This is a genomic window from Microcystis sp. M53603_WE2 (genome assembly GCF_030065435.1).
On the sequence record NZ_JASJFF010000181.1, the window covers coordinates 1 to 1,850 of the forward strand.

General features: G+C 45.9%; 1 protein-coding gene. It reads right to left on the reverse strand.

What is annotated here, in order from left to right; all coding sequences use genetic code 11:
• Positions 1-361: 361 nt before the first annotated feature.
• The gene (locus tag PX481_RS03900) at positions 362-1,813 is read right to left on the reverse strand and encodes a RecQ family ATP-dependent DNA helicase (protein ID WP_288093727.1); all 1,452 of its coding nucleotides are present in this window, start codon (positions 1,811-1,813) and stop codon (positions 362-364) included.
• Positions 1,814-1,850: the final 37 nt, after the last annotated feature.

Sequence of the window (1,850 nt, forward strand, 5' to 3'; positions counted from 1 at the left end):
CACCCGATTTAGGCACAATCGCCAGAACTTTTCCCTATATCACGCCCAAAAGCCTGTTAGCCAGATTAGCTTACTGCAAACAATCTCCTTTTAAGGAGACTTATCACAGAAGCTTTCTAGAAATCTAGCAAAGATTCTTGTATCTGGCTGCACTTTGTTACAAAATTTCACTATTATTTCGGGTAAGGTATGGTAAATCCCTTGATAGATTCAATCGGGACTAACTTCTGTGAAAACCGCTATAAATCTCCTGCAAAAATCAAAAATCTGACCTTAGCTGAGGAGAATCCCAGACAGGAGGAGAAAAAAGACAGGAAAATTTAGTACAAAAGCTCTCACCCCTTTCCTGCTCTGGCGCTTCCTAGCTTACCAGAGGTCGATTGCGACGACAATTATCACAATGACCACAGCGAAAATTATCGGCATTTTCCTGAAAACCAAAGGCATTTAAGAGAAAGTGCCAACGACAGCGACGGGTATAGAGATAGGGAAATATCTCATTTCTGGGTTTAAAAGTCATCTTGGCTGAATTATGAGGATAAATAAGCCGATAATGAAAAGGATCGAGCCATTCTAGGCGATCGAGACTGTGTAAAAGGGAGAGAATGAGCGCACCATCGGGAAATTCGGCACTAATCGCCTCTACTTTGCCCTCTAGGGGAATTTGGGCTAAAATTTGCCAAGCTTGTCGGTATTGGCGCTCCTGTTGGGAGTTAAAGAATTTTTGCTGGTTTTTATCGCTATTATCTAACCATCCCGTCGGTTCACTAATTAAGGTGAGAGCCTGCATTTTACCCCCATCGCGACCACCGCGGCCGATTTCCTGTAGGTATTCCGATAGTAAAGCTGGGGGTTGGTAGTGGACAACCCAACGCACATCGGGTTTATTGATACCCATGCCAAAAGCTGAGGTACAGACAACAAAAGTTAAATCCCCCCGCAGCCAATTTTGTTCTATTTCCCGACGCTGAAAGGGGGATAAACCGGCATGATAGGCACTGGTGCGATAATGGAGAGATTGCAACCATGTCGCTAAATTTTCACTATGGCGACGGGAACGAGTATAGATCAGGCCGGATTGTCGAGGTTGACCGGTGAGGAAGTTTAATAGTTGATGACGACGACAACCGGGGCTAATACATATTTTGGTGCTTAAGTCAAGGTTTTGACGGTAAGGATTTATTAAGAAAAGTTGTGGTTTTTCTAGTTGTAAGATGCGGGTGAGAGTCTCACGGGTAGCGGGGTTAGCGGTGGCGGTAAAAGCAGCGATCGCTATTTGGCTGCCGGCCGGTTTCGATTGCAGAAGAGCGGGACGGACGGCCCCAAGACGACGGTAAGCAGGACGAAAATTATCGCCCCACTGGGTTAAACAATGGGCCTCGTCGAGGATGAGAGCGTTAATTTTAACGTGGGGAAGGGTTAATTTTGACCAGAGGGGCGGACTTAAGAGGGTTTCTGGGGAAAGATAGAGAAGTCGCAGGGTTTGATCTGCGATCGCTGCTAAGGTTTTCTTTCTCTGTTGTCGGGGGATTTCGTTATGAATCAGGGCGACGGGTAGTTTTTTAGCTAATAATTCCTCCACCTGATTTTCCATCAGGGCCACTAGGGGAGAAATCACTAGGGTTAAGCCGGTTTTTAATAAAGCGGGCAGTTGAAAACAGATAGATTTACCAAATCCCGTGGGCATGACAATTAGGGCATCCTTTGCCGCTAAAATCGTCTCGATAATCTCCTGTTGGGGAAAGCGAAAGCTATCATAGCCCCAAATTTTTTGAAAAATAGTCTGGATGCTTTCGGGATATTGGGAAGACATGGTTAGACTGCTGGGGTGTGGGGTGTGGGGTGTGGGG